Genomic DNA, 18,926 nt, shown 5'->3' with positions numbered 1-18,926 from the left:
CGACGCTCCGCGTCGCCTCCCTCCTCCGCCTTGCGATCGCACGCACCAGGCCCCGCTCCCTGATCCGGCCTGATCCAAACGACAAGCCCTAGTGGTCAGGCTGCGCCTGCAGGGCTGAGGCGCGGCGGGCGCGGACCAGGAAGTCCTCCACCCGGGCGCGGTCCGGCTCCGCGGGCAAGGGGGTGCGGACCGCGGCCTCCTCGGCCTCGGCCGCAAGCCGCGTCATCCGGCGGTCCACCTCCGGCCACGGCACCTCGCCGCGCTTCACCGCGAGCAGCGGCTCGCGGTCCGGACCCACGTCGATCGCCAGCTTTCCCGTGCGCAGCAGGTCGCGGCAGGAGCTCAGCAGGCGCAACAGGTGCATCGCGTGCTTCCAGCGCGGGGCGCCGTGGGTGCGGACGTCCGCCTCGAGCTTCTTGCGCTGGCCCGCCGCGTAGCGGGCGAACGTCTCGTGCGCCCGGCGGGAGAGGAACGCCTCGCGCAGGGACAGGAGTTCGCGGCCGGTCTCCGTGACGTGCTCGACCAGCGGGGAGTGCAGGCACTCCAGTACGTTCGGGTTGGCGCGCAGCGCCAGTTCGCAGAAGCGCTCCAGCTCCCACGAGAACTGCTCGTCCGCCGGGCCCTCGACGTGCGTCGGCGGCTTCTCGAAGCGCCAGAAGAGCGGCGTCGGGGCCAGGTACACGCCCCGGCGGTCCGTATCGCTCGCGTCCGTGGCCAGGCCGAAGGCGCGTGAGCCCATGACGCAGGAGTAGACGGTGTGGTCGCGCACCAGGTGTTCCCCGTTCATGGGGTGAGCGTAGGCGCAGATGTCAGGCCAGCGTGATCGAGTCTCCGGTGACCTTGATCTGGCGGGGGTCCAGGGGGCGGGGCGCGGGCCCGCCCGCCACCGAGGCATCGGCGACCTTGAACTTCGAGCCGTGGCAAGGGCAGTTGATGGTGCCGCCGGAGACGTCCTTGACCGTGCAGCCCTGGTGCGTGCACACCGCGGAGAAGGCCTTGAAGTCGCCCTTGGCCGGCTGGGTCACCACGACCTTGTCGGCGGGGAAGACCTTGCCGCCGCCGACCGGGACGGCGGAGGTCTTCGTCAGTTCGTCGGCCGCGGGCGGTTTTCGGGATCCGGTGCCGCTCGGCTCGGAGGGGGCGGAGGAGGATTCCGGTGCGGAGGTCTTCTCGCCCCCGTCGTCTCCGCCGCCCTCGTCCCCGTACTTGCTGCAGCCGGCCGCCAGGGCCGCCGCGCCCGCGACGAGGACGCTCCTGCGCGAAGCGGTGCGCCTCATGTCGTCACTCCCACCGTCCGGAAGAACCACAGTGCCGACGTCAACCACACCAGCGTCAGGACCGCGAACGCAAGACCGCCCACCACCGGCAGCAGCCAGCCCGGCAGCCGCTCCGCGCGCAGCAGCAGCATCTTGGCGCTGAACGCCCCGAAGAAGAAGCAGCCGAAGAACGAGTGCCACATGACCCGCGTCGAGTACGTCTGGTAGCCGAGCGCGTAGAGGCAGTGCACCGCCACCGGCACCGCGAGCAGGAACGCGATCCGGCCCGACCAGCGGTGCAGCGCGGGCGCCCAGGACGGGCCGCGCAGCTTCCCGTACACCATGAACGCCGAGACGATCTGGACGAGCGCGAAGGCGAAGGCCGCCGTCCCCAGCCAGGACTTCACCGCGCTCGTGCTGGAGAAGCCGGCGAGGTTGAACGCCGTGCCCTCCGGGTCGTGCACCTTGCCGTACGCGCCGAGGGCCACGGCCACCGCCGCCGCCACGAGCGCGGGGACCAGATAACGGGCCGCGGACGGGCGGCGGTGGTCGGGGCTCGGGAAGTCCTGGGTGGCGGCGTTCGGGTCGACGGTCATCGGTCCCCCTCGTGACGAGCGGAGGTCGGTGGAAGCGGGGCTCGGCCGGGGAGCCGGCGGGTCACGGCACGACCGGGCGGGCCGTCAGGCGGTCGCCGTCGACCGTGACCCCGCCCGTGTTCGGGTCGATGCGCGGCGCGGCGGACGGCTTGTCCTCGCGGCGCACGATGCCCACCTGGCGGCCGTCGGGCAGCACGATCCAGCCGCCGTCGATCTTCGCGCCGCGTACCTCGGTGGTCGCCCGGTACAGGCCGGACGGCTTGACGGCCTTCTTCACCGTGAAGCCGTAGGGGTGCTTGTCGATGGTCGTGGTGCCGCGGACCCGGTCGCCGGTGAGCCGGCCCTCCAGCTTCGCGCCGTGCTTGCCGGACAGCTTCATCTCGCCGTCGTCCTCGACGTTCCCCTTCAGCCACGACTCCTTGGAGCGGCCGTCGCAGAAGTAGGCGATCGCCTTGTCGCCGCGTACGGAGATGGAGATCGCGGACGTGTCGTCGTCGGTGCGGCCCGCGTAGCTGGTCTTGGGGCGGGCGGTCCGCGTCGGGCTCGCCTTCTTCGCGGGTTTCGAGGGCGACGGGCGCGCCTTCGAGGGCGACGCGGACGCGGACGGCGTGACCGTCGCCGCGGGCGCCTCCCCGTACGACGAAGTGCCTTCGCCCGTCGTCGCGTTGAGCGACAGCATGAACAGGCCGAGGGCCAGTCCGGCGAGCAAGGTGAACAGCGGGCCCGAGCGCTTCATGACCGGGCCTCCCCCCGAGGCGGCAGCGGTGGCGCCTCCATGCAAGCAGCTCCGGCCGGGTGGCGACAGGGGGCGGTTCGGGTGACATTGAGGTGGTCCGGGTTTCCTCGCAGGTGAATGTCCCGAAAGGCGCGTGACCATGGCCGGTAACGATCTCGGCGGACTGCTCGGTGGTCTCCTCGGCGGAGGCGGCCGGAGCGGCGGTTCCGGCGGCGGCGACGTCCTCGGCTCGCTCCTGGGCGGTCTCCTCGGAGGCGCGGGCGGCGGGTCGAACCCCGGCTCCGGCGCCGGTTCCAATCCGCTGGGCGGTCTGCTCGAAATGATCACGAAGTCGGGCCTGGTCGACAAGGGCCAGCTCGACTCGTGGGTCGGCACCGGCGACAACCAGGCGCTCAGCCCCGATCAGGTCAAGCAGGCCGTGCCCGACGAGACCCTCGACAAGGCCGCCTCCGAGGCGGGCGTCAGCCGCGACGAGGCAGCCGCGCAGGTGGCGCGGGACCTCCCGCAGGTCGTCGACAGGCTCACCCCCGAGGGCCAGGTGCCGTCGTCCGGGTCCCTGGAGGACCTCATCAAGCAGCAGAAGCTCTGACCCGGCGGTACGCACCCGCGGTGCCCGTCTCGGCAGACGGGCGCCGCGCACCCGCGTCCGCCACCTTGATTACGCTGGCCTCCTAGACGAGTAGTTCCGAATTCCCGGCAGACAGGAATTCGGAACTACTCGTCTAGCGAATTACGTGTACGCGGAACACCAGCAAAGGGGCAGTGACGTGGCGGTACGAGCGGTCCGGGGCGCCGTCCAACTCGATCGGGACGAGGCCGGGCACATGGACGAGCAGGTGAGCGAGCTGCTCACCGCCGTCCTTGAGCGCAACGAGCTGACCGCCGACGACCTGATCTCCATCTGGTTCACGGCCACCCCCGATCTGCACTCCGACTTCCCGGCGGCCGCCGCGCGCAAGCTCGGCATCGTCGACGTGCCCCTGATCTGCGCGCAGGAGCTCGACATCGCCGGCGCCCTGCCGCGCGTCGTGCGGATACTCGCCCACATCGAGACCGAGCGGACCAAGGCCGAGGTCGCGCACGTCTACCTCGGCGCCGCGGCCACCCTCCGCAAGGACATCGCCCAGTGAGAACCGCACTCGTCATCGGCACCGGCCTGATCGGCACCTCCGCCGCCCTGGCCCTCGCCTCGCGCGGCGTCACCGTGCATCTCGCCGACCACGACCCCGGGCAGGCCCGCACCGCCGCCGCGCTCGGCGCCGGGACCGACGAGGCGCCCGAGGGCCCGGTCGACCTGTGCATCGTCGCCGTGCCGCCCGCGCACGTCGCCGCGCAGCTCGCCGACGCGATGCGCCGGGGCCTCGCCCGCGCCTACATCGACGTCGCCAGCGTCAAGGGCGGCCCGCGCCGCGAGCTGGAGGAGCTGGGCCTCGACCTCACCCCGTACATCGGTACGCACCCGATGTCGGGCCGGGAGCGCAGCGGTCCGCTCGCGGCCAACGCCGACCTCTTCGAGGGGCGGCCGTGGGTGCTGACCCCGACCCGGGACACGGACACCGAGGTCCTGAACCTCGCCCTGGAACTGGTCGCGCTGTGCCGGGCCGTCCCGGTCGTCATGGACTCCGACGCCCACGACCGTGCCGTCGCGCTCGTCTCGCACATGCCGCACCTCGTCTCCAGCATGGTCGCGGCCCGCCTGGAGAACGCCGAGGAGGCCGCCGTACGCCTCTGTGGGCAGGGCATCCGCGACGTGACAAGGATCGCGGCCTCGGACCCGCGGATGTGGATCGACATCCTCTCCGCGAACCCGGGCCCCGTCGCCGACCTGCTCTCCGCCGTCGCTGGCGACCTGGAGGAGACGGTGCAGGCGCTGCGCTCGCTGCAGTCCTCCGACGACGCCAAGCGCCGCGAGGGCGTGGACGGCGTCGAGACGATGCTGCGGCGCGGCAACACGGGCCAGTCCCGGGTCCCCGGCAAGCACGGCGCGGCCCCGGCGGCGTACGAGATCGTGGCCGTCCTCATCTCCGACCAGCCGGGCGAGCTGGCGCGGATCTTCGCCGACGCGGGCGCCGCGGGCGTCAACATCGAGGACGTGCGGATCGAGCACGCGACCGGGCAGCAGGCCGGATTCGTCCAGCTCATGGTGCAGCCGGCGCAGGCGCCGAAGCTGGCCGCCGCGCTGCGCGAGCGCGGCTGGGCGATGCGCCAGTAACGAGGCCCGCGGAGGCACGTAAGAAGGGGGCTTCCGGAGCCAGTAACCTTGTACGGGGCGTTTCCGCGCCCCGTACCCATGCCCCCGTGCACTGAGAAAGGTGTCCGTCACCTATGGAAACCGCCGCGACCGCCGCCGCAGCAGTGATCGTCGCCATCGACGGACCCTCCGGCACGGGCAAGTCGAGCACCTCCAAGGCCGTCGCCGCGCAGCTCGGCCTCAGCTACCTGGACACCGGCGCCCAGTACCGGGCGATCACCTGGTGGATGGTGAACAACGGCATCGAGCTGGACGACCCGTCCGCCATCGCCGCCGTCGCGGGCAAGGCCGACATCGTCTCCGGCACCGACCCGTCGGCCCCCACCATCACGGTGGACGGCACGGACGTGGCCGCCCCGATCCGCACCAGCGAGGTCACCTCCAAGGTCAGCGCCGTCAGCGCCGTCCCCGAGGTGCGCGCCCGGATCACCGAGCTGCAGCGCACCATCGCGCTCGGCGCCGAGAAGGGCATCGTCGTCGAGGGCCGTGACATCGGCACGACCGTGCTGCCCGACGCCGACCTCAAGATCTTCCTCACCGCCTCGCCCGAGGCCCGCGCCGCCCGCCGCTCCGGCGAGCTCAAGGGCTCCGACGTGAAGGCCACGCAGGAGGCCCTCGTCGCCCGCGACAAGGCCGACTCGAGCCGCAAGGCGTCGCCGCTGGCCAAGGCCGGGGACGCCGTCGAGGTCGACACCAGCGACCTCACGCTTCAGCAGGTCATCGAGTGCGTCGTCACCCTCGTCGAGGAGAAGCGGGACTCGAAGTGACCCAAGCGCCTTCCGAGCGGGGCGCCGAGGTCGGTCGGCGCATCGGCGTCGGCCTCATGTACGGGCTGTGGAAGCCGCGGGTCCTGGGATCCTGGCGGGTCCCGGCGACCGGCCCGGTGATCCTCGCGGTGAACCACTCCCACAACATCGACGGACCCATGGTCATGGGCGTCGCACCGCGTCCGACGCACTTCCTGATCAAGCAGGAGGCGTTCGTCGGACCGCTCGGCCGTTTCCTCGACGGAATCGGACAGGTGAAGGTGGACCGCACGAGCGCGGACCGCACGGCCATCACGCGGGCGCTCGACGTCCTCGCCGAGGGCGGCGTCCTCGGCATCTTCCCGGAGGGCACCCGAGGCGAGGGCGACTTCGCGTCGCTGCGGGCCGGACTCTCGTACTTCGCGGTGCGCAGCGGGGCGCCGATCGTGCCCGTCGCCGTGCTGGGAAGCACGGAGCGGCCCGGTCGGTTGATAAAGAAGCTGCCCCCGCTCAGGAGCCGGGTCGACGTCGTCTTCGGCGACCCCTTCGAGGCGGGCGACGGCAGCGGACGGCGTACCCGCAAGGCCCTCGACGAGGCCACCGTGCGCATCCAGGAGCGGCTCAGCGGCCACCTGGACCATGCCAGGCGCCTGACCGGGCGCTGAGCGAGACTTTCAGTAGTGGAACGCGGTACACGAAACGGCGGTCCACCGATCACCACGAATGAACGACGAGGTACGGACTTCATGAACGACCAGATCCAGCCCGAGGGATCCCCGGAACACGAGCACGGGGAGCTCGGCGACGCTGAGTACGCGGAGTTCATGGAGCTCGCCGCGGAGGAGGGCTTCGACCTCGAGGACGTCGAGGGCGCGCTCGACGCCGCGGGCCACGGGCCGCTGCCCGTCCTCGCCGTCGTCGGCCGTCCGAATGTCGGCAAGTCGACCCTGGTGAACCGCATCATCGGCCGTCGCGAGGCCGTCGTCGAGGACAAGCCCGGCGTCACCCGCGACCGCGTCACCTACGAGGCCGAGTGGGCGGGCCGCCGCTTCAAGGTCGTCGACACCGGCGGCTGGGAGCAGGACGTGCTCGGCATCGACGCGTCCGTGGCCGCGCAGGCCGAGTACGCGATCGAGGCCTCCGACGCCGTCGTCTTCGTCGTCGACGCCAAGGTCGGCGTCACCGACACCGACGAGGCCGTCGTGCGCCTGCTGCGCAAGGCCAACAAGCCCGTCGTGCTCTGCGCCAACAAGGTCGACGGCCCGAGCGGCGAGGCCGACGCCTCGTACCTGTGGTCCCTCGGCATCGGCGAGCCGCACCCGGTCTCCTCGCTGCACGGCCGCGGCACCGGCGACATGCTGGACGCCGTCCTGGAGGCCCTGCCCGAGGCCCCGCAGCAGAGCTTCGGCGGCGCGGGGCTCGGCGGACCGCGCCGGATCGCCCTGATCGGTCGCCCGAACGTCGGCAAGTCCTCGCTTCTGAACAAGGTGGCGGACGAGGACCGCGTCGTCGTGAACGAGCTGGCGGGCACCACCCGCGACCCGGTCGACGAGCTGATCGAGCTCGGCGGCATCACCTGGAAGTTCGTCGACACGGCGGGCATCCGCAAGCGCGTCCACCTGCAGCAGGGCGCCGACTACTACGCCTCGCTGCGCACCGCCGCGGCCGTGGAGAAGGCGGAGGTCGCGGTCATCCTGATCGACTCCTCCGAGTCGATCTCCATCCAGGACCAGCGGATCGTGACGATGGCGGTCGAGGCGGGCCGCGCGATCGTCCTCGCCTTCAACAAGTGGGACACCCTCGACGAGGAGCGTCGCTACTACCTGGAGCGCGAGATCGAGACCGAGCTCGGCCAGGTCGCCTGGGCGCCCCGGGTGAACGTCTCGGCGCGCACGGGCCGGCACATGGAGAAGCTGGTCCCCGCGATCGAGACGGCCCTGGAGGGCTGGGAGACGCGCATCCCGACGGGCCGGCTCAACGCCTTCCTCGGCGAGCTCGTCGCCTCCCACCCGCACCCGGTGCGCGGCGGCAAGCAGCCCCGCATCCTGTTCGGCACGCAGGCCGCCTCCAAGCCGCCGCGGTTCGTGCTCTTCGCCTCCGGCTTCATCGAGCACGGCTACCGCCGCTTCATCGAGCGCCGGCTGCGCGAGGAGTTCGGCTTCGAGGGCACGCCGATCCACATCTCGGTGCGCGTGCGGGAGAAGCGCGGCAAGAAGAAGTAGTTCTGCCTCAGCAGGAGCGCGGGCGAACGCCGCCGGTGGAGAGATCCACTCGGCGGCGTTGTGCTGTGCGGGGTGCGCGGGAGGTCAGTGTTCCCGGCGCGGCCCCGGCGGCAGGGCCGCGGGGAAGTGCCGTCCCGTCGTGTGCTGCTGGGGGTACGGCTGCCAGCGCGGCGGGTGGTGCGGGCGCGGGCCGTGGAGCGGGTCGAAGCCCCTGAACCCCAGGTCCTCCTCGCCGCTGCGGTCGCCGGGCAGCGTCCGGAAGGAGCGGCGCCACTCCGCGTACAGGGCGTCGAAGATCGGGGTCACCGATGGACCGCTCCCCGCGTGGCCACCCACGGCATGGCCGCCAGGCTGGTCCTCCGCGGGGCGCATCGACGGGATGTGGTTCTGATGCGGCTGGTGCCGTCGGGACGAAGGGGTGGAAGCGGACGCGGGGGATGAGGTGGGGTCGTATGGGTGCACGTATGTGCCAACGAACAGGGCCCCCGACGGATGCGCCCTTGGCCTGCGCTGTTGCGGGCTGTCAGCGGTGTGACCGGCGCATTCGTGGGGGCCCGTGGTGTGCGGCCGGGCCGGATCAGGTGCCGGCGAGCGGCATGGCGGCGGCCACCAGGCGGCCGTTCGCCGCCGCCTTGTCGAGGGCCTGACGGAGCAGGTCCTCGCGCGGCTGGTGGCCGATCGAACCGGCGGAGGCGGCGAAGACGAGCACCTTCTGCGTCTTGTTCGCCGCGGTCCGCCAGCCCTCCGTCACCTGGAGCGGCTGGTGCGCCTGCCACCAGGCGACCTGGGCGGGGGAGCCCCCGGTGCCGGGCTGGAGGATCGCGTGCAGCTGGCCCATGGCGAGCAGCACCGACCAGCCGCCGAGGACCGAGGGGACCCCGTCCAGCGTGGTGGCCGGCATGAAGCCCTGCTCGATCAGGAGCGGCAGGAAGTCGTCCCCGTCCGTGGTCGTGCCGGGGCGGGCGATGGGGCCCGTCGGCTCGACGACGAGGGCGGGGTGCGTCGTGTCACCGATCAGCACCAGGCCGCTGGTCACGCCGAGCACGGCCTGCGAGGGCGCGGCAGGGGCGCCGCCGTCGGGCTGCGCGGCCGCGGCGTCCTGGCCGCCGCCGATGGACTGCACGGCGCCCTGCAACTGGTCCTCCGCGACCTGGACGACCTGCGAGGGCAGGCAGGAGGCATGGGCGAAGGCGAGCACGGCGGTCTCGTCGCCGACGAACAGGACGGTGCTGGTCGGCTGCTGCTGCGAGTCGCCCGGCGTACGGCAGGAGGTGCAGTCGTAGCTGCCGGGGGCGTTGTCGCCGGACATCAGGCGGTCGGCTTCTTCGTCGCCGATCTCGGCGCGTACGTCGTTGCTGACGTCGAGCAAGCGAGGCACGGGGACTCCTCAGGGATCTGTTGGACCGGTCGGGGTGATCGGCCACGGTCAGGCGAGTGCTTATGAAGGGACAACGGATGATCTGTGTCCTCGGTCACGCCCGGATCGGAACGGAATCACCTCATCCGACGCACACCGTGAACGAACGCCCGGAACCCGTCACTCCACGCCAACTTGTTGGTTTTCCAAGGAAGTTGGATCGGTGAAGTGGGTCACAGGTCGTCGAGGTGACAGGTCGACAAATACTGAAATCCTTGTATCTATCGGTTGGCCTGAAATCGCCGGTACTCCGGGTAACGGCGAACTGGCCTGGCGGGACGGGCCGTTGGTTGCCGCGGCCCTCGTGGGCTGCCTAGATTCCACCGCCGTCCGCAACGAGCAGTCCACGAGAGGGATTCTCATGTCCGCGCCGATCCGTACGGCACGCACGACAGCGGTCCTCGCCGGGGTGGCCCTCGCCGCCCCTCTCGGTCTCCTCGCCCTCGCCGGCCCCGCTCCAGCGGCGGACGGCGGCGTGTGGGACCGCATCGCCCGCTGCGAGAGCGGCGGCAACTGGCACACGAACACCGGGAACGGCTACTACGGCGGGCTCCAGTTCTCGGCAGGCACCTGGCGCGCGTACGGCGGAGGGGCCTACGCGGCGACCGCCGACCGGGCCAGCAAGGGGCAGCAGATCGCCGTCGCGACCAAGGTGCAGCGCGCGCAGGGGTGGGGCGCCTGGCCCACATGTGCCGCACGGGCCGGGGCGTACGGCAGCGCGCCCGGCGTGCGGTCGGCACCCAAGGCCGTCCCCAAGGCGGCGCCCAAGGCCGCACCGAAACCGGCGCCCAAGGCGGCGCCACGGTCCGCGCAGCAGCCGCGCACTTCAGGCCACACCGACCGCGGTGCCACCCGCCGCGGCGGCTACGTCGTCCGCGGTGGCGACACCCTCGGCCGCATCGCCGCGGCCCACGGCACCACCTGGCAGCGCCTGTACGCCGCGAACCGGGCGGTGATCGGCGGCGACCCCGACCTGATCCTGCCGGGGCAGCGGCTGCTGCTGCGCTGAGCGCACGTGCGCCGCGCGGCTCCGCCCGGTCCGCCGACCGGGTGGGGCCGCGCGGCGGGCGCGGCGCGGCACGACGGGCCTTCGCGCACCGGCTGCCTAGCGTCCGCGCTATGCATCTGACCGCTACGTTCCCGAAGGCGCACGGCCCGCGGCGCTGGACGACGGCCCTGCTGGGCGCGCTGCTCGCACTGGCCGCGCTGCCGGCCCTCGCCGCCCGGGCGGACGCCGCCGAGCCGTACGACTGTGCCAAGACCGAGTGGCCGTGGTCCTGCCTCGCCGAGTGCGAGAGCGGCAACAACTGGGACGAGAACTCCGGCAACTCCTTCTATGGGGGGCTCCAGTTCCAGCAGTCCACCTGGGAGGAGCACGGCGGCCTGAAGTACGCGCCGCGCGCCGACCTCGCGACCCGTGCCGAGCAGATCAAGGTCGCGGAGGAGGTGCTGCGCACCCAGGGCTGGGAGGCGTGGCCGGTCTGCTCCAAGCGGTACGGGCTCAAGGGCCGCGTCCATGTGGTGCAGCGCGGCGACACCCTGGCGTCCATCGCGCGGCGCTTCAAGGTGGAGGGCGGCGCGCAGGCGCTCTACAAGGCCAACCGCGACGTGATCGGTCCGCACCCGGACCGGCTCGACGAGGGGGCGACGCTGGTCATCCCCGAGCCGGGGAAGTCGACGGGGGCAGCGGGCTCCCAGGGCTGACCGGGGACGGCCCGCCCGGCGGGAGCTCGGTGGCCTCGCCGCGGAAGACGACCGTGCCGCGGCCGAGTTCGTACACGAAGGCGGGCCCGCCGAGCAGGCCGGGCGGCAGGCGCTGCTCGGCGAGGACCACGCAGGCGTCGAGCCCGCGCATCAGGGCGTACGTGCGGGTGGCGACCGGTGGGGCCATGCCCTGGGTGGGCTCGTCGACGAGGACGACGCGGGCGCGGGAGACCAGGGTCCGCGAGACGGCGAGCATCCGCTGCTCGCCGCCGGAGAGGGTGCCGGCGCGGCGGGCGAGGAGGGGGCGCAGCTCGGGGTAGGCGTCGAGGGCGGCGACGACGTCCCGCTCGTGCGCGGCAAGGCGGAGGTTCTCGGCCACCGTGAGTCCGGCGAATACGGCCTGCCGGTCGGGCACGAGGCGCAGACCCGCGGCGGCGCGGGCGTGGGCGGTGTGCCGGGTGACGTCGGCGCCGTCCCAGATCACGGACCCGGCGGCGAGCCGTACGGTGCCGGCGAGGGCGCGCAGGGCGGTGGTGCGGCCGGAGCCGTTCGGCCCGAGCAGTACGGTGACCGCGCGGGCGGGGGCGGCCAGGGTGACGCCGTGGAGCGCTTCCAGGGGGCCGTAGCGGACGCGGGCGTCGCGCAGTTGGATGCCGCCGGGTGCGGGCGTCATGAGGGCTCCGGGGCGCGTTCGAGGACGGATTCCGGGGCGCCCGAGCTCACGATGCGGCCCGCCGCCAGCACGTGCACGGTGTCCGCGAGTTCGGCGACGAGGTCCATGTCGTGCTCGACGACGAGCACGGCCACGCCGTCGGCGGCGAGCGCCCGCAGCAGCCGGGCGAGGGCGGCGACCTCCGCGCGGTCGAGCCCGGCGGTCGGCTCGTCGAGCAGCAGCACGTGCGGGTCGCCCGCCAGTGCGCGGGCCAGTTCGACGCGGCGCAACGTTCCCGTGGGCAGGCCGTCCGTCTCCTGTTCGCCCCGCAGGCCGAACAGGCGCGTCATCCGGGCGGTGGCCGCCGGGTCCCGTACGCGGCCGTGTTCGGCGCCGACGCGGATGTTCTCGGCCACGGTCAAGGAGGGGAAGACAACGAGTTGTTGGAAGGTGCGGGCGATGCCGAGTCTGGTGCGGGTGTGTGCGGGGAGGCGGGTAATGTCCCGTGGCCCGAGCCGGATCCGGCCCGCGTCGGGGCGGAGTGTGCCGGCGAGGCAGTGGAACAGGGTGCTCTTTCCGGCGCCGTTGGGGCCGACGATGGCGGTTACCTTGCCGGTGGGGAGGCGGATGGTGATGTCCTGGAGGACGGGGTGGGTGTTGTAGGTGACGGTGAGGTGGGTCGCGGTGAGGGCGGCGGGTGTCGGCTCCCGTCTCGTTGCGGTCGGCCGTCCGCCGGTCTCGGGGCTCCGCCCCGGACCCCGCTGCTCAATCGCCGCAGGGGCTTGAAAGGTCCGGCCCACCAATACCGCCAGCACGCCGATCGTCAGCGCCGCCACCCCGCCCTGTGTGCCCGCGTCCAGGCCCACCAGGAGGCCCGCGCCGAGCAGCGCGCCGAGGGGGCTGTCCGCGCCCAGGACCACCACCGCCGCGAACCACAACAGGCCCCGCACCGGGTCGTACGCCGACGGGTCGAAGGAGCGCAGGCCGAAGGTCAGGAGGCCGCCGCCCAGGGCCGCGAGTCCCGCCCCCACCACGAACACCGCGACCTTGAGGCCCGGCACCCCGACGCCCGCCGCGGCTGCCCCCGCCTCGTGGTCCCGGACCGCCGCGAGTGCCCGGCCCACGCGTCCCCGGCGCAGGTACGCCACGATCGCCAACGCACCGGCCAGCAGGGTGAGTTCGAGTGCGTAGAACGACCGGTCGTCCTCGAAGCCCGCCGGGCGCGTCAAGGCCGGGAGGGACGCCGCGTACGGCTGCGCGAACACGAAACGGCTCACCGCGACCCCCACGGCGAACGTCGCGAGCGCCAGCGCGAGACCGTGCCGCCGGATCGCGGGCGCGGCGGTCAGAAGGCCCAGTGGTGCCACCATCGCGACCGCCATCAAGAGGGCTGTCAGAGGTGGGAGTTGAGGGAGGGGCGGGAAGCGGCCCGTCGCCAGGAGCGCCGCGAAGAGTGCTCCAAGGCCCGCGAACGCGCCCTGACCGAGCGCTAGTTGGCCCGCCCTCCCCGTCGCCACCACCAACGACAGCAGGATCAGCGCCAGCGCCGGCACCTGGATCGACGTGCGCAGATCCGAGCCCGCGAACCCGAGCGGCAGCAGGAACAGCACCCCAGCCACCAGCCAGGTCCCCCGGGGCACGGCCCGCGCCCGCCGTGTCACCGCCATGGGCAGCGCCTCCTTCCCGCCCACCCCGGGCAGGACGAGCGCCGCGACCAGCAGTGCCACCACGAACAGGTTCGCCCCCACCGCCTGGACGAGCGGCTCGGCCCAACCGCGCGGATGCAGCCGCGTCAGCTGGCTCTGCGCCACGCCGATCGCGAGCGCCGCCCCCACCGCGACGCCGAGCCGCCGCATGCCCGCCGCGACCGCCACCGCCACGACCTCCATCACCAGCAACGGCAGACCGTACGGATCGAGACGTACGTACGGGGCGAGCAGCACCCCCGTCAGGCCCGCCGTGAACGTGCCGAAGGCCCAGCCCGCCGCCGCGACCCGGTCCGCGTCGATCCCGCCGAGCACCGCCAGCGGACGGTTGTCGACGACCGCCCGCAGCTCACCGCCGAACCGAGTCCACCGCGTCACCGCCCACACCCCGCCCCCGATCGCGCAGGCCACCGCGAGCTGCCCCCACGGCTCGCCGCCGATCAGCGTCGGCGCGTCCTCCTGCGCGCCCGTGCCCCACAGCAGCGCCGCCGTCCCGACAAGGAGGACGAACACGCCGATGGAGGCCACCAGGGTGCGTGCCGGGTCGCTGCCCGCCACGGCCAGCGGCCTGAACACCCAGCGTTCCAGGGCGAGTCCGAATCCCGGCGCCACCACCAGGAGCACCAGCGCCGCGGCCGCCCACAGGTGCACCTCCCACACCACCACCAACTGCCGCAGCAGATACCCGCAGAGCATCGCGACCGCGCCGTGCGCGAAGTTGAGGACGCCCGTCGCCCGGTAGGTGACGATCAGGCCGATCCCGGTGAGCGCCGCCGCCGCTCCCACCGAGAGCCCGGCGAGCGTGAGGTCGTAACTGAGGGACGACACGACCTCGGCTCCTCAACTCCCGGTGGGCGGTTCGCATATGGGGCACGGGCCCAGGCCCGCCTCCGTGATCGCGCCCGCGTCCGCGGGCACCGCCCGCGCCTTGCCCTCGACGAGCGGGCAGTCGGCGCGGTGCCACAGCGTGCCGCCGGGCACCATCAGCAGCCGGCCGCTGGAGGCGAGCGGGGGAGCGGGGTCCGCGTCCCCGGGCGCGGGCTCGGTGGCCACCAGCAGCTCGTAGAGGCGCTCCACGCGCGCGGCGGCGAGCAAGTCCTTGCCGTGCGTGAGGAGCACCGCGCCCGCCACGATCAGGGCGGCGCCCGGCACGGTGCAGGAGGCCAGATAGGGGACCTGGCGCTCGGCGAAGCGCTCGCCCGACACGCCGTACCAGCCGATCACGCAGAGCGCCGCACCGACGGCGAGCGCCGCGAGCCCCGCCCACAGGGCGGGGTGCACAGTACGTAGTCGGGCAGTCCGCATCGCCGGCCCCCACTGGTGCGCGCGTGTGTCTGGCCTTGTCCGCCGATCGCTTGCACTATGCCTTCTGGAGTCCAACTCGGAAAGCTCCGGGGACAGTTGGTCGATCCGCTCGATTCGCGCCGACCCCGCCCCGGACCGACACCCGGCGGTGATCCTGATGGTTCTCGGGAGCACACCTCGTACGGCTCGTGGACGGGGCGCGGCGCTCACCCTCGCCCTGGCCCTGCTTCTCGGCCCCGCCCTGGCGGCCTGCGGCGACGACAGCGGCGGCGACGACAGCGCCCCGCCGACGCCGACCTCGAAGGCGCCCACCAGCAAGGAACCCACCAACAAGGAGCCCACGAGCGAGGAGCCCTCGTCGGCGCGGCCCGAGGGCAGCGGCCCCGCCGACCGGGAGGCCGCCGAGAAGGAGATCAAGACCAACTGGAAGAAGTTCTTCGACCCGAAGGTGTCGATGAAGGAGAAGGAGGCTGTCCTGGAGGACGGCGCCAAGATGCGCCCGGTCCTGAAGAGCTTCAGCGGCGACAAGCGCGGCGGCCAGGTGGAGGCCGATGTCACCAAGGTCGCCTTCACCTCGGCGACCGCGGCCGACGTGACGTACGGACTCGCCCTCAAGGGCGCGACGGTGCTGCCCGACGCCAAGGGGACGTCCGTCGAGCAGGGCGGCACCTGGAAGGTGTCCGTCAACACGCTGTGCGCGCTGGTGCAGTTGAGCGGCAATGCGTCGCCGGGTCCGGGCTGCTGAGGCCCTCGTCGCGGGCCTGGCCCTGCTCGCCGTCGCGGCCTGCGGGTCCCGGCTGCCGGAGAGCGACTTCGAGGACCGCTCCGGGCCCGCGCCGCGCTCCACCGCGCCCCTGCGTGTCGGCATCATCACCAGCGCCACCAGCCCCGTCGGCGGCGCCACCTTCACCGACACCCGCGACGGCGCGCAGGCGTACTTCAGGACCCTGAACGCCCGGGGCGGCATCCAGGGGCGCCGCGTCGAGGTGCACCTGTGCGACGACGGCGGCAGCGGCGTCGGCAACACCTCCTGCGTGCACAAGCTCGTCGACGAGCAGAAGGTCGTCGCCCTGGTGGCCACCACCGCGCTGGACTACGCGGGCGCGGAACGCGTCTCCCACGCGCGCGTGCCCGACATCGGCGGCCAGCCGATCGGCGCCGCCTACGACACCTATCCGCACCTGTACGGGATCTACGGCAGCCTCGCGCCGCGCGACGGGACGTCGGGCTGGGACGGCAAGCTGTACGGCGGCACCGAGGTCTACCGCTACTTCAAGCGCGAGCACGGCGCCCGCACCGCCGCCGTCGTCTCCTACAACCAGGCCGCTTCGGCCGCGTACGCGCGCCTGGTGACGCGCGGGCTCAGGGCCGAGGGCTACCGCGTCGTCACCGAGCAGCTCGACTTCGCGCTGCCCAACTTCCGGGCCGCGGCCGCCGACCTGAAGGACGAGAAGGCGGACCTCGTCTTCGACGCCATCGACGCGCACGGCAACGCGCGGCTCTGCGAGGCCATGGACCAGGTCGGCGCCCGCGTCACCGCGAAGGTCACGAACGTACAGAACTGGACCTCGACCGTCCGGACCGCTTACAAGGACGCGCCGCACTGCCGCGCCTCCCTGTGGGCCACCGGCGCGAGCCGCAACTACGAGGACACCGGGCACCCCGCCGTCCGCGCCTTCCGTGCAGCCACGAAGAACCTGCGGACGCACTCGCAGTGGCAGCTGGAGGGCTGGGCCGCCGCCCTGTGGTTCACGGACGCCGCGCGGTCCTGTCGCACGGTCACGCGCGCGTGCGTCGACCGTTTTATGGAGCGCCGCGTACGGTACTCGGCCGATGGGCTGCTGATTCCCGTGACGTTCGCGAGGCACGCCGAGCCGCCGAGAACTCGAAAGACGTGCCTGTCCGTCGCGAGATGGACCGATGCAAAAGGCTGGATCACCCGGAGCGGTGGCATGACGCATACCTGTTTTGACGTTCCGCAGCTCTCCTACCAGCCATGACGTGAGACCAGATGGCGGATTTCGCGAGATGGTTCCCGAAAACGCCTACCAATCCGGCATCTGTTCAGGAACAAGATGGCGATGAGGAACAACCCTCGCCAGGCCATCTCCGTCTAACTACCCGGTAGGCGGAGAAGACGGACTGTTCAGGCAGATACGAGGGCGCATGCAGATTTCTTTCCTGATTCACAATGCGTACGGGATCGGAGGGACGATCCGTACTACGTACAACCTCGCCAGCGCGCTTGCCGACCACCACGACGTGGAGGTCGTGTCCGTTTTCCGGCACCGCGACGAGCCGGTGTTCGCACCGGACCCGCGCGTACGGGTGCGGCACCTGGTCAACCTGCGCAAGGGCACCGCGGGGTACGAGGGCGACGACCCGGAGTTCCGGCGGTCCGCCACGGTCTTCCCGAGCAGCGAGGGGCGGTACGAGCAGTACAGCGCGCTCACCGACCGGCGGATCGCCGAACACCTCGGCGCGCTGGACGCCGACGTCGTCGTCGGCACCCGCCCCGGCCTCAACGTGCACCTCGCCCGGGACACCAGGCGCGGAGTGCTGCGCGTCGGCCAGGAGCACCTCACCCTCGGCACGCACTCCACCGCCCTGCGCCGCGAACTGCGCGGCAGCTACCCCCGCCTCGACGCGCTCACCACGACCACGGAGGCCGACGCGTACGCCTACCGCCAGCAGTTGCGGCTCCCCGGTGTGCGCGTAGAGGCGATGCCCAACCCGGTCCCGCAGCCCGGCGTCGCGCCCGCCGACGGCAGCGGGAAGTGGGTCGTGGCGGCCGGCAGGCTCGCGCCCGTGAAGCGCTACGACCTGCTGGTGCGCGCCTTCGACCAGGTGCGTGCGGAGCGGCCCGACTGGCGGCTGCGCATCTACGGGGGTGGCAAGCAGAAGGACAAGCTGCGCACGCTCATCGACGAACTCGGCCTCTACAACCACGTGTACCTCATGGGGCCCGCCCACCCCATCGAGCCGGAGTGGGCGAAAGGTTCCCTCGCTGCCGTGACGTCGACGTACGAGTCCTTCGGGATGACGATAGTCGAGGCGATGCGCTGCGGCCTGCCCGTGGTCTCCACCGACTGCCCGCACGGCCCCGGCGAGATCATCGACAACGGCGTCGACGGCCGGCTCGTCAAGACCGGCAGCGTCGAGGCCATCTCCGGCGGCCTGCTCGAACTCATCAACAACGACACCCTGCGCCAAGAGATGAGCGCCCGCGCCCTCAAGGGCTCCGAGCGCTTCGACCCGGCGCGGATCGCCGAGCGCTACGAGGACCTGTTCGGCTCGCTCACCCACCGCGGCGGCTCCCTCGGGCTGCTGCACCGGGCCCGCGGCTCGCTCCTCGGCGGCGCCTACGCGGTGCGCGACGCCCTGCGACCGCAGCGGAAGGGACACCCCGCATGACAGCCCCCACGGCCCCGCCCCCGCCGTGCCCCGAAGACAGCGACAGGAGCCTTCGCATGCCGCCCCGAGCCGACTGCATCGCCGACTCCGCCGGCGGGCTCACCTTCGACGTCACCGACCACGGGTCGCCCGACCCGGCCCACCTGGTGCTCGTCGACCGGGCCGCGGGGCACACAGTGCGGCTGCCGCTCACGCCGACCGGCGAGGGGCGGCTGCGCGCGTCGCTGCCGATAAGCGTCTCCCTGGCAGAGGGCCGCTGGGACGCGTACGCGCAGGTCGCGGGGGACGAGCCGGTGCGGCTCATGCCGGGCGTCAACGATCTGCGCTCACTGGTGGACCGGGCCCCGAGCGGCTCGCGCGGCTACGTCGCCGTACGCATCCCGTACGCCACCAAGCACGGCAATCTCTCCGTGCGCAGCTGGCTGCGGGCGCCGCACGGGGAGGCCGGTGAACTGCTGATCGCCGACGGCGAGTTGACCGTGCACGGGCGGGTCTACGGCGCCGAGTTCACGGCCAAGGCGTACGCGGAGATCCGCTCCCGCGCGGTGCGCGGACCCGTCCTGCGCGGCGAACTGGCCTGGGATGGGCCCCGGTTCACGCTCCGCATCGGCTACGACGAGCTGCGCGAGGGCCGTTGGGACCTGTGGCTGCGGCCCGCGGGGGACGACGGCCCGCGGGTGCGGCTCGCCCGGCTGCTCGACGACATCGCCGACAAGAAGCCGATCTTCACGTACCCGCCCGCGCGGGTGACCGTCGCGGACCGCGGCGAACTGGCCGCGGAGGCCTACTACACACGGGACAACGACCTCTCCGTCCAAGTGACGACCGCCTAGGGCTTGTCGTTTGGATCAGGCCGGGCTCGCGGGGCCTGGCACGCACGCTCGCGGCGTTGTCGTCGGTCGACGACGCTCCGCGTCGCCT

Annotated in this window: 21 protein-coding genes; 12 read left to right on the top strand and 9 right to left on the bottom strand. The window is 72.6% G+C overall.

Annotated elements, in window-relative coordinates; translation table 11 throughout:
* Positions 1–88 precede the first annotated feature (88 nt).
* From ACIA8D_RS40630 to ACIA8D_RS40615, 4 genes are all read right to left on the bottom strand, one after another.
* Positions 89–787 (bottom strand): DNA polymerase beta superfamily protein, encoded by a 699-nt coding sequence (locus ACIA8D_RS40630; RefSeq protein WP_399240369.1) that lies wholly within the window; start codon positions 785–787, stop codon positions 89–91.
* 22 nt (positions 788–809) lie between these two features.
* Positions 810–1,277 (bottom strand): Rieske (2Fe-2S) protein, encoded by a 468-nt coding sequence (locus ACIA8D_RS40625; RefSeq protein ID WP_399240367.1) that lies wholly within the window; start codon positions 1,275–1,277, stop codon positions 810–812.
* Entirely contained in the window at positions 1,274–1,852 is a 579-nt protein-coding gene (locus ACIA8D_RS40620; protein ID WP_399240365.1) for a DUF6529 family protein, read from the bottom strand. The genes ACIA8D_RS40625 and ACIA8D_RS40620 overlap by 4 nt, the downstream gene beginning before the upstream one ends.
* A 61-nt stretch (positions 1,853–1,913) precedes the next feature.
* On the bottom strand, positions 1,914–2,588 hold the full coding sequence (locus ACIA8D_RS40615; RefSeq protein WP_399240363.1) for a hypothetical protein: 675 nt from the start codon (positions 2,586–2,588) through the stop codon (positions 1,914–1,916).
* 139 nt (positions 2,589–2,727) lie between these two features.
* Between ACIA8D_RS40615 and ACIA8D_RS40610 the strand changes: the two genes are divergently transcribed.
* From ACIA8D_RS40610 to der, 6 genes are all read left to right on the top strand, one after another.
* Positions 2,728–3,177: a YidB family protein gene (locus tag ACIA8D_RS40610; RefSeq protein WP_399240361.1), complete on the top strand. Its 450-nt coding sequence runs from the start codon at positions 2,728–2,730 to the stop codon at positions 3,175–3,177.
* A 178-nt stretch (positions 3,178–3,355) separates the two neighbouring features.
* Complete coding sequence (aroH, locus tag ACIA8D_RS40605; protein ID WP_399240359.1) at positions 3,356–3,718, top strand: chorismate mutase; 363 nt, start codon at positions 3,356–3,358, stop codon at positions 3,716–3,718.
* Positions 3,715–4,800 (top strand): prephenate dehydrogenase, encoded by a 1,086-nt coding sequence (locus ACIA8D_RS40600; protein ID WP_399240357.1) that lies wholly within the window; start codon positions 3,715–3,717, stop codon positions 4,798–4,800. Before aroH ends, ACIA8D_RS40600 begins: the two co-directional genes overlap by 4 nt.
* Positions 4,801–4,913: 113 nt before the next feature.
* Positions 4,914–5,606, top strand: coding sequence for a (d)CMP kinase (gene cmk, locus ACIA8D_RS40595; protein ID WP_399240355.1), 693 nt, complete (start codon positions 4,914–4,916; stop codon positions 5,604–5,606).
* Complete coding sequence (locus ACIA8D_RS40590) at positions 5,603–6,250, top strand: lysophospholipid acyltransferase family protein (protein WP_399240353.1); 648 nt, start codon at positions 5,603–5,605, stop codon at positions 6,248–6,250. The genes cmk and ACIA8D_RS40590 overlap by 4 nt, the downstream gene beginning before the upstream one ends.
* Before the next feature lie 81 nt (positions 6,251–6,331).
* Positions 6,332–7,807, top strand: coding sequence for a ribosome biogenesis GTPase Der (der, locus tag ACIA8D_RS40585; protein ID WP_399240351.1), 1,476 nt, complete (start codon positions 6,332–6,334; stop codon positions 7,805–7,807).
* A gap of 84 nt (positions 7,808–7,891) precedes the next feature.
* On the opposite strand, the gene ACIA8D_RS40580 is transcribed toward der, so the two are convergent.
* Both ACIA8D_RS40580 and ACIA8D_RS40575 read right to left on the bottom strand, forming a co-directional pair.
* The gene (locus tag ACIA8D_RS40580) at positions 7,892–8,113 is read right to left on the bottom strand and encodes a hypothetical protein (RefSeq protein WP_399240349.1); all 222 of its coding nucleotides are present in this window, start codon (positions 8,111–8,113) and stop codon (positions 7,892–7,894) included.
* 271 nt (positions 8,114–8,384) lie between these two features.
* Entirely contained in the window at positions 8,385–9,185 is an 801-nt protein-coding gene (locus ACIA8D_RS40575; protein ID WP_399240347.1) for a hypothetical protein, read from the bottom strand.
* Between the two features lie 400 nt (positions 9,186–9,585).
* Here ACIA8D_RS40575 and ACIA8D_RS40570 point away from each other — a divergent pair, with 400 nt between their 5' ends.
* Both ACIA8D_RS40570 and ACIA8D_RS40565 read left to right on the top strand, forming a co-directional pair.
* Positions 9,586–10,233, top strand: coding sequence for a transglycosylase family protein (locus ACIA8D_RS40570; RefSeq protein ID WP_399240345.1), 648 nt, complete (start codon positions 9,586–9,588; stop codon positions 10,231–10,233).
* 110 nt (positions 10,234–10,343) lie between these two features.
* Positions 10,344–10,928, top strand: a complete 585-nt coding sequence (locus ACIA8D_RS40565) for a transglycosylase family protein (RefSeq protein ID WP_399240343.1) — start codon at positions 10,344–10,346, stop codon at positions 10,926–10,928.
* Here ACIA8D_RS40565 and ACIA8D_RS40560 read toward each other — a convergent pair.
* From ACIA8D_RS40560 to ACIA8D_RS40550, 3 genes are read right to left on the bottom strand one after another with little or no spacing between them, the layout of a single operon-like run.
* Positions 10,879–11,601: an ATP-binding cassette domain-containing protein gene (locus ACIA8D_RS40560; RefSeq protein WP_399240341.1), complete on the bottom strand. Its 723-nt coding sequence runs from the start codon at positions 11,599–11,601 to the stop codon at positions 10,879–10,881. The genes ACIA8D_RS40565 and ACIA8D_RS40560 overlap by 50 nt on opposite strands.
* Positions 11,598–14,114 (bottom strand): ATP-binding cassette domain-containing protein, encoded by a 2,517-nt coding sequence (locus ACIA8D_RS40555; protein WP_399240339.1) that lies wholly within the window; start codon positions 14,112–14,114, stop codon positions 11,598–11,600. Before ACIA8D_RS40555 ends, ACIA8D_RS40560 begins: the two co-directional genes overlap by 4 nt.
* Before the next feature lie 12 nt (positions 14,115–14,126).
* The gene (locus tag ACIA8D_RS40550) at positions 14,127–14,591 is read right to left on the bottom strand and encodes a hypothetical protein (RefSeq protein WP_399240337.1); all 465 of its coding nucleotides are present in this window, start codon (positions 14,589–14,591) and stop codon (positions 14,127–14,129) included.
* Positions 14,592–14,748: 157 nt separating this feature from the next.
* Between ACIA8D_RS40550 and ACIA8D_RS40545 the strand changes: the two genes are divergently transcribed.
* The 4 genes from ACIA8D_RS40545 to ACIA8D_RS40530 all read left to right on the top strand — a co-directional run bounded on the left by ACIA8D_RS40545 (position 14,749) and on the right by ACIA8D_RS40530 (position 18,838).
* Positions 14,749–15,336: a hypothetical protein gene (locus tag ACIA8D_RS40545; protein ID WP_399240335.1), complete on the top strand. Its 588-nt coding sequence runs from the start codon at positions 14,749–14,751 to the stop codon at positions 15,334–15,336.
* The gene (locus ACIA8D_RS40540; RefSeq protein WP_399240334.1) at positions 15,311–16,591 is read left to right on the top strand and encodes an ABC transporter substrate-binding protein; all 1,281 of its coding nucleotides are present in this window, start codon (positions 15,311–15,313) and stop codon (positions 16,589–16,591) included. Before ACIA8D_RS40545 ends, ACIA8D_RS40540 begins: the two co-directional genes overlap by 26 nt.
* Before the next feature lie 166 nt (positions 16,592–16,757).
* Positions 16,758–18,005, top strand: coding sequence for a glycosyltransferase family 4 protein (locus tag ACIA8D_RS40535; protein ID WP_399240333.1), 1,248 nt, complete (start codon positions 16,758–16,760; stop codon positions 18,003–18,005).
* Between the two features lie 56 nt (positions 18,006–18,061).
* A complete protein-coding gene (locus ACIA8D_RS40530; protein ID WP_399240332.1) occupies positions 18,062–18,838 on the top strand; it encodes a hypothetical protein in 777 nt (258 codons plus the stop codon).
* Positions 18,839–18,926: the final 88 nt, after the last annotated feature.

Origin of the sequence: Streptomyces sp. NPDC051684, from assembly GCF_044453445.1 — a bacterium.
Classification (GTDB): Bacteria; Actinomycetota; Actinomycetes; order Streptomycetales; family Streptomycetaceae; genus Streptomyces.
The sequence above is the reverse complement of the archived record's forward strand: the minus strand, read 5'-3'. Positions and strand labels throughout refer to the sequence as shown.

Bases quoted from the DNA above. Each gene is read 5' to 3' on its own strand.
- ACIA8D_RS40630 (WP_399240369.1), bottom strand. From the start codon at position 787: ATGAACGGGGAACACCTGGTGCGCGACCACACCGTCTACTCCTGCGTC.
- ACIA8D_RS40625 (WP_399240367.1), bottom strand. From the start codon at position 1,277: ATGAGGCGCACCGCTTCGCGCAGGAGCGTCCTCGTCGCGGGCGCGGCG.
- ACIA8D_RS40620 (WP_399240365.1), bottom strand. From the start codon at position 1,852: ATGACCGTCGACCCGAACGCCGCCACCCAGGACTTCCCGAGCCCCGAC.
- ACIA8D_RS40615 (WP_399240363.1), bottom strand. From the start codon at position 2,588: ATGAAGCGCTCGGGCCCGCTGTTCACCTTGCTCGCCGGACTGGCCCTC.
- ACIA8D_RS40610 (WP_399240361.1), top strand. From the start codon at position 2,728: ATGGCCGGTAACGATCTCGGCGGACTGCTCGGTGGTCTCCTCGGCGGA.
- cmk (WP_399240355.1), top strand. From the start codon at position 4,914: ATGGAAACCGCCGCGACCGCCGCCGCAGCAGTGATCGTCGCCATCGAC.
- der (WP_399240351.1), top strand. From the start codon at position 6,332: ATGAACGACCAGATCCAGCCCGAGGGATCCCCGGAACACGAGCACGGG.
- ACIA8D_RS40570 (WP_399240345.1), top strand. From the start codon at position 9,586: ATGTCCGCGCCGATCCGTACGGCACGCACGACAGCGGTCCTCGCCGGG.
- ACIA8D_RS40565 (WP_399240343.1), top strand. From the start codon at position 10,344: ATGCATCTGACCGCTACGTTCCCGAAGGCGCACGGCCCGCGGCGCTGG.
- ACIA8D_RS40560 (WP_399240341.1), bottom strand. From the start codon at position 11,601: ATGACGCCCGCACCCGGCGGCATCCAACTGCGCGACGCCCGCGTCCGC.
- ACIA8D_RS40550 (WP_399240337.1), bottom strand. From the start codon at position 14,591: ATGCGGACTGCCCGACTACGTACTGTGCACCCCGCCCTGTGGGCGGGG.
- ACIA8D_RS40545 (WP_399240335.1), top strand. From the start codon at position 14,749: ATGGTTCTCGGGAGCACACCTCGTACGGCTCGTGGACGGGGCGCGGCG.
- ACIA8D_RS40540 (WP_399240334.1), top strand. From the start codon at position 15,311: ATGCGTCGCCGGGTCCGGGCTGCTGAGGCCCTCGTCGCGGGCCTGGCC.
- ACIA8D_RS40535 (WP_399240333.1), top strand. From the start codon at position 16,758: ATGCAGATTTCTTTCCTGATTCACAATGCGTACGGGATCGGAGGGACG.
- ACIA8D_RS40530 (WP_399240332.1), top strand. From the start codon at position 18,062: ATGCCGCCCCGAGCCGACTGCATCGCCGACTCCGCCGGCGGGCTCACC.